The following is a 6,947-nucleotide window of genomic DNA, read 5'->3' as shown; positions in this document are numbered from 1 at the left end:
GATTGTAGAAGACCTCGATCTCCTCGCCGCTTTCCCGCCTTGCCGCTTCGAGGCGGATCTTTACATCCTCTACCTCGGCCTTGACAGCAAAGTACCGCTTCATAACCTCAACAAGGTCGCGGTCGCGTGCATTCATCTCCATGCATACTCCACCTTACTAATTTTAGCCCTCGGCAATGATCCGATTCGGATGGCGAAATCTAGATCAACGTCTCGGTGACAGGATGGGGTATCGTCGAACGAGGCCAAATTGCCCCCGTTCGAAATGGCCTAGCAAAAGCTATTCAGCGCGCATCGCGATCCCCAAGATACGCTTGTTGCGCCTTAAGTCCTGGGCTCTACGCGTGCCGTCGTTGCAAAACCGGTCCACAGTCCTGCGCAACGTGCACTAGGACCAGTTTTCCTTCACCGATTGGGGTGTTGATCAAAGGTGGCAAGCCTCTGGAAATGATGGCACGCATCCGCACATTGGTGCTCGATAAAACAGGCACCCTTACCGACGGCCGTCCGGAGATTATCGCGATCGAAAGCCCCTAGGCATGTCCGAAGACGATGTATTCCGTTTTGCAGCAGCACCTGACCAAGCATCCAGTAGCCCAAGCCATCGTTTCGGCTGCTCAGCGACGAGGCTTAACGCTACCGGTGCCATCGGATGCAACCGAGATCCTGGGGAAGGCGTTATCGGAAAGGTTGACGGTCAGAGCGTCATCGTGGGTGGAGAAGATTTCGTAGAGCGGCAAACGGGTCGAACGGCAGGTCGTCATCAGGCACTCTCGGCCGGCTCGGTACTTGTTGCTGTCGCCGTGGACGGCCGTTTGGCAGGTCATCTCGTCATGGCCGATGCACTGCGAGAGGGAGCCGGAGTGGTGTTGACCAAACTGCGTCAGGAAGGCATCAAACGGATCCTGCTCGCACCCGGTGACCGCATTGAGGTCGCAGAGCGCGTGATAGAAGGACTCGGCCTCGACGGGCTCTGCGCGGGCCTGACGCCGGACCAAAAGGTCCTGACAATTCTCACTGAACGGAAGAATGGTCCGGTGATGATGGTGGGTGACGGCGTGAACGACGCGCCGGCGCTGGCAGCCGCAGATGTTGGCGTTGCCATGGGAGCGCGCGGAGCCGCCCCGTCCGCAGAGGCGGCCGATGTCGTCCTGCTCGTTGCCCGCATCGACCAGCTTGGGGTTGGCGTCGAGATCGCCCGCCGCTCTCGGCGCATTGCATTCGAAAGCGTCGCGACCGGGATCGGTTTTTCAGTCCTTGATATGAAGGGGCTCTTCAGCAGGAGGTGATCGACCTTGCCGTCATTTTGAATGCTCTGCGCGCGCTGCGCATCCAACCGCATCTGCCGGCCGTCTGCGAGCCAAACTCGCCCGATAGCGCGAAGCAGCGATCAGTCGCCTGAGCCCCTCCCCCCAAGGCATTCCGGAGCTCGGCAATCGGGCGGCTAAGGCTTTCCAACGAGACCCGATGCACGAAGCGAGGCAAAGACCATGATCCCACTCCGATGTAGCACCCAAGACATCCAAGCCCGGCACGGACTTGGTTTTCGACAACGTCAAGCGGGCATATTCGCGCTTGTCTCGACCGATATGATGCACGAGCGCTCCGAGCGTCACAACAATAGGCCGGCCGAGGATGACATGGAGGATGAATGGATCGCAAGGGTGACTTTGCAGCAGATACGTCCAGCCGGCTGGAAAGAAGCGCCTGTTCGTCTATGGCGATGACATTAAGCCAATAATCGTGCAGCCTCGCTTGATCATCGGCTTGGTTTCAAGACGGGTGCCCATCGGAGCGGCGATTTCATTGAGCAGACGCGCCGGAAAGATGTGATGATGAAGCAACACAGATGCAACAGGTTCGAATAAGGAATTGGGATGGAGAGTGTCGAATCTTTTGAGCGGCTTGGTTTGGCACTGGCTATCGGGGCAGTCGTCGGTGTAGAGCGCCATTGGCGCGAGCGCGAGGAAAGTGCCGGAAAACGGACCGCGGGCATCCGCACTTTCATGATCGCCGGCATGCTGGGCGGTCTTTCTGGTCTTCTTGAGCAGACGCTTTCCGTCGAGCCGGCAAGGTATGGCCTGATCGTCATCGCCATGTTCGCGATCTTTAGCGCAATCTTCGGCCTCTATCAGTTTCGGGAATTGCGCGCGGAGGGCAATTACAGCGTCACCACCACCGTCACAGCGATGGCGACATTTGCGCTGGGATCCCTCGCCGTACTCGGAAATGCGCGGTTAGCGGCGGCAGGCGGCGTTGCGCTCGTAGCGATCCTGGCCAGTCGCGAAATACTACATCAGTTCGTTCGAACACTGAGTTGGAATGAGTTGCGGTCAGCGATTGTTTTCCTTGCGATGGCTGTCATCGTCCTGCCAATCCTGCCGACCGCACCGCTCGGCCCATTCGGCGGGATTTCTCCTGCCGACACGTGGCAATTGGTCGTTCTTCTCGCCGGCATTTCCTTCCTGGGTTATGTTGCGGTCAAGGCATTCGGGCAAGTTCGTGGAGAGCTCGTCGCTGGAGCGGTCAACGGCTTGGTATCGTCAACCGCGATTGCCGTTACGAATGCCCGCCTCAGCGCGGCGGGGCATTCGGCTGCACTCTTGGTTGCTGGTGCAACGGCCGCAAACGCCGTTTCGTATTTCAAGGTGCTTCTCTATATTGCTATTCTTGCACCACCGATCGCAGGCCGCCTCAGCCCAGCACTTGTTGCGGCCGCTTTCGTGATGGCCGGTTTCTCGCTGATCTTTGCTCGGAATGATACTGCGAGACATACCGAACACCGCGCGCGAAATCCGTTCGAACTGCTTTCCGTTTTGAAAACTGCGCTCCTCCTTGTGGCTGTCGGCTTTTTGGCGCGGGCCGCGGCTGCCTTTTTCGGGCAATCTGGTTTGCTCGTTGTCTCAACGCTCTCCGGGCTTGCAGATATTGATGCGATCACCGTCACAATTGCTGGCATCTTTGACACCATCGGTGCTGAATTTGCCGCAACAGCTCTCGGTGCGGCCGTTATCGCCAACACGCTGGCAAAGGCATCATATGCTTTAACCCTTGGAAGTCGCGACTATGGTGCACGTTTTTTCTTGGCGAGCGGCACTGCACTAATGGCTGGCGTCGGCGTGTTCGAAGCAACGCCGGTGGTGGAGCAGCTCTTTACGGAGCACTTGCTGAAATAACGATCAGGGCAACTCGGTAGCTTCGTCTGCGCTAGATCGACTCTGAATGCACAGCCCGATGAAGGCTTGACCCCGGGGACTAGTGCATTCTCCATGAAGGTCAAATGCGCGAGGCAGTCCTCGGACGTTCAGTGGGCAGAGGCGCTCCTGCCGCGCCAATATTGACACCGATCAATGCAAAGGCACCGTTTCCCGACAGACTGCATCGCACGAGGGAAACAGGGAGAGCAAACCACGCGCGGAGCCAAAGGCGACTAGCTGCACTGACCGGCCTCCACAGCTTTTCCCTCGTGCAGAAACGTAGAGAGCCGCAGCTGGGCGTCGGCTGACACAATCGTTGAAAAGCTGTCGCAACCGAAGGTGAGGAATAATCGTGCAAGCAAAAGACATCATGACACGGAACGTCATCACGGTCTCGCCAACCATGAGTGTTCGAAACGCAGCCATTTTGCTCAGGGCCAACGACATAAGTGGCCTTCCGGTAGTCGGCGATGACGACGCAGTATGTGGAATATTGACCGAAGGAGACCTCATGCCACGGCTCGGAAGCAATTGGGGTCCGATCCGCAAGGGTAAGAGCGGCGCCGATGAACGGCACGAACTGAGCAACTATATACAAATCCACGGTTGGTCCGTCGCTGAAGCGATGAGCCGCGACGTGATAAGCGCGAGCTCCGATACGGAAATCGGCCGGATCGCCGGCATAATGACCTCTAACGGGATCAAACGAGTTCCTATCATCGACGGTTCCCAACTCGTCGGCATCATCAGCCGGTGCGACTTGCTGAACCTGATTATCGATGCGCCTGTCGAGACGATCGCGAGAGGAGACGAGGCACTGGGGCTTGCCATCCGGACCCGGCTTGCGACGGATCTCGGGATTGGCCGCGACAAGGTCGAGGTCGTCGTCAAAGACGGACGGGTGCAGATTCGGGGACGGCTCGATTCCGATGTCGAGCGTCGGGCGATCCAGGCCCTTATCGAGAGGGTGCGGGGCACCGGCGGCTATACTGATCGATCCGTAATTTCGCCGGCGAGCGTCAACAATATTTCTGACGGTGCCAAATGAGCGAGGAGCTGTTAGCCGACCGGCCGAGATCTTGGTATTCGCGACTTCCGGATCGCTTGGCGCGTCTGCGCCAACATCCGCTCGCCAAAGTCGGACCGGGTCTCATCACCGGTGTCGCCGATGATGATCCGAGTGGTATCGCAACCTATTCCCAAGCCGGTGCACAATTTGGCCTGAATATCCTTTGGGCCATGCCAGTATCGTTTCCAATGATGGCCGTCGTCCAGGCGACTTGCGCACGGATTGGTCGTGTGACCGGGCGCGGGCTCGCAGCAAACATAAAGAGCGCATTTCCGCCAGTTGTGCTCTATGTGGTGGTCTTCTCGCTGCTGATAGCGAACATATTGAACATTGCCGCCGATGTTGCCGCGATGGGCGAAGTGGCGGAGTTGGTGACCGGTTTCAACCGTCATTTGATGACAATGCTCTTCGTCTTTGGCACGCTCGCGCTTCAGGTCTTCATTCCCTACCATCGTTACGTGTCATTCCTGAAATGGCTGACGATCTCGCTTTTGGCTTACGCGGCGGTCCTCTTCACCGTCCATGTCGATTGGAACCAAGTTGCTCTAAGGACGGTCTGGCCGGCAATCACTCCGACATCGACCTATGCGGCGGTCGTCGTCGGTGTTTTCGGCACAACGATCAGTCCCTATCTTTTCTTCTGGCAAGCCTCGGAAGAGGTTGAGGAAATGAATGCAGCACCGGAGGCGAGGCCGCTGTACGAAGATAGCGCAAAAGCACCTGGCGAACTTAACCGGATTGGCTGGGATACGTGGAGCGGCATGCTCTATTCCAACCTTACTGCGTTCTTCATTATTCTGGCGACCGCCGTGACGCTGAATGTCGCCGGTATCACGCAGATCGACACTGCCGCTCAGGCCGCCAGTGCCCTTCGACCGCTGGCCGGCCCATTCGCGGCCCTTATATTCGCGCTTGGAATTCTAGGCGTCGGCCTCATAGGCGTGCCAGTGCTCGCGGGCTCCGCCGGCTATGCTTTGGCCGAAGCGATGGGCTGGAAATTCGGGCTGGAGCGAGCGCCGAATGATGCCCGGGGCTTTTATGGCGTCATTGCAATAAGTGTGCTGCTCGCATTGATCATTCAGTACTCACCGATCACACCCATGAACGCTCTATTCTGGAGCGCTGTCATCAACGGGCTCCTCGCGGTCCCCCTGATTGCCGTCATACTGTTGTTGGCTACAGACCCGAAGGTCATGGGGCCTTATAGGATAGGAGCTATATCGTCATGGATCGGCTGGATCACCGTCGCGCTCATGGGGGTAGCCGCTGTCATGATGTTCGTTCCAGCCTAGTTGAAACAGCGGCCTCGCCTTCGCGCTCAAATCCCTGAGTCCGCTCTTCTGCTATGCGGAACTGACGTGGCGGCTGAAATCACCCCATCCTCCATGCCGCATCGCAAATTTGACACCGATCAAAGCGCCGCCGCGAAGGTGTTGATAACTCTGGGTTCACCACGCCGCGCAAGGCCTCCCATCGCCGCGCTATGCGTTCTGAAAAGGAGATGAACATGCTGATCCAAGCCGTCATGAATGCGCCCGCAATTACTGTGGGTCCGGCGATGTCTGTTATCGATGCCGTAAGGATTATGCTCGATCATCGCGTTAGCGGTCTTCCGGTCATCGCCGATGACGGCAACCTTGTCGGCATAGTTAGCGAAGCAGATTTCCTTCGCCGCGGCGAATTGAGCACCGAACGCAAGCGATCCTGGTTGCTGGAGTTTCTGACAAGCCCTGGCAAACTCGCCGATGAATATGTGCTCTCCCATGGTAGGACCGTCGAAGAGGTAATGACGTCCGAGGTCGTGACCATAGCTCCAGATGCCGAGCTCGCCGTTGCAGTGGACCTGATGGAAAAGCATGGCGTCAAACGCTTGCCGGTCGTCGTCCAGGGTAAAGTGGTCGGAATGGTCTGTAGATCCGACCTGATGCGGGCATTGGCAAACATGCCGCCGAAGGACAAGCTGCCAGCCGGCGACGACGAGATCGCGAATGCGGTGATCGCAGAGCTGGCGCATCAGAGCTGGAGCCGGAACGGCTTCATCAATGTCCATGTGTCGGACGGCGTCGTCGAACTGTCGGGCAGCGTTTTCGACGAGCGAGAACGTCTTGCTGCTAAGGTTGCTGCAGAGAACGTACCAGGGGTCAAATCAGTTATCGATCAGATCACCTGGATCGATCCCTATCTCGGTGTTGCAATGCCGGCGCCAAATACGTCGATCGAGACGATACAACCACCTTTAGCGTGAGGCGATGGCACTCGATGAAGCCGCCATCCCACCTGCATTATTCATACCGTAACGATCCGATGACCTGCGCGACAGCTTCGTCTGTTCCGGATCGTTGGGTTGCCATCTTCAGTCCGGCGCATTTGGCGCCGCCTTCCTGTCAGACACACCGTAGGGGGTGGGAGAAAGACTATGGAACTTGATATCGTGGCGTTATCGCGCCTGCAGTTTGCCATGACGGCACTGTATCACTTCTTATTCGTGCCGCTGACGCTTGGCCTGTCGGTGCTGCTTGCCATCATGGAAACGACATATGTCATGACCGGCCGGCAGATCTGGCGCCAGATGACGAAGTTCTGGGGGACGCTCTTCGGCATCAATTTCGCGATTGGTGTCGCCACCGGCATCGTGATGGAGTTCCAGTTCGGCATGAACTGGAGCTATTACAGCTACTATG

General features: G+C 57.6%; 5 protein-coding genes and 2 pseudogenes. All 7 read left to right on the top strand.

Features of this window, described 5'->3' with window-relative positions:
• Positions 1-414: 414 nt before the first annotated feature.
• Positions 415-1,402, top strand: a pseudogene (locus tag QD461_RS36235) (HAD-IC family P-type ATPase); the annotation flags it as partial.
• Between the two features lie 475 nt (positions 1,403-1,877).
• The gene (locus QD461_RS36230) at positions 1,878-3,176 is read left to right on the top strand and encodes an MgtC/SapB family protein (protein ID WP_414091600.1); all 1,299 of its coding nucleotides are present in this window, start codon (positions 1,878-1,880) and stop codon (positions 3,174-3,176) included.
• 391 nt (positions 3,177-3,567) lie between these two features.
• Positions 3,568-3,699 (top strand): annotated as a pseudogene (locus QD461_RS36225) (CBS domain-containing protein); the annotation flags it as partial.
• A gap of 9 nt (positions 3,700-3,708) precedes the next feature.
• Complete coding sequence (locus QD461_RS36220) at positions 3,709-4,245, top strand: CBS domain-containing protein (protein WP_414091601.1); 537 nt, start codon at positions 3,709-3,711, stop codon at positions 4,243-4,245.
• Complete coding sequence (locus QD461_RS36215; RefSeq protein WP_414091599.1) at positions 4,242-5,558, top strand: NRAMP family divalent metal transporter; 1,317 nt, start codon at positions 4,242-4,244, stop codon at positions 5,556-5,558. The genes QD461_RS36220 and QD461_RS36215 overlap by 4 nt, the downstream gene beginning before the upstream one ends.
• 215 nt (positions 5,559-5,773) lie before the next feature.
• Positions 5,774-6,511: a CBS domain-containing protein gene (locus QD461_RS36210; protein ID WP_414091598.1), complete on the top strand. Its 738-nt coding sequence runs from the start codon at positions 5,774-5,776 to the stop codon at positions 6,509-6,511.
• Between the two features lie 171 nt (positions 6,512-6,682).
• Positions 6,683-6,947 (top strand): cytochrome ubiquinol oxidase subunit I (locus QD461_RS36205; RefSeq protein ID WP_414091597.1); only part of this gene is annotated, 265 nt, incomplete at its 3' end.

Source organism: Rhizobium sp. BR 314, from assembly GCF_047445805.1.
In the GTDB taxonomy this organism is placed as follows: domain Bacteria; phylum Pseudomonadota; class Alphaproteobacteria; order Rhizobiales; family Rhizobiaceae; genus Rhizobium; species Rhizobium lusitanum_B.
The sequence above is the reverse complement of the archived record's forward strand: the minus strand, read 5'-3'. Positions and strand labels throughout refer to the sequence as shown.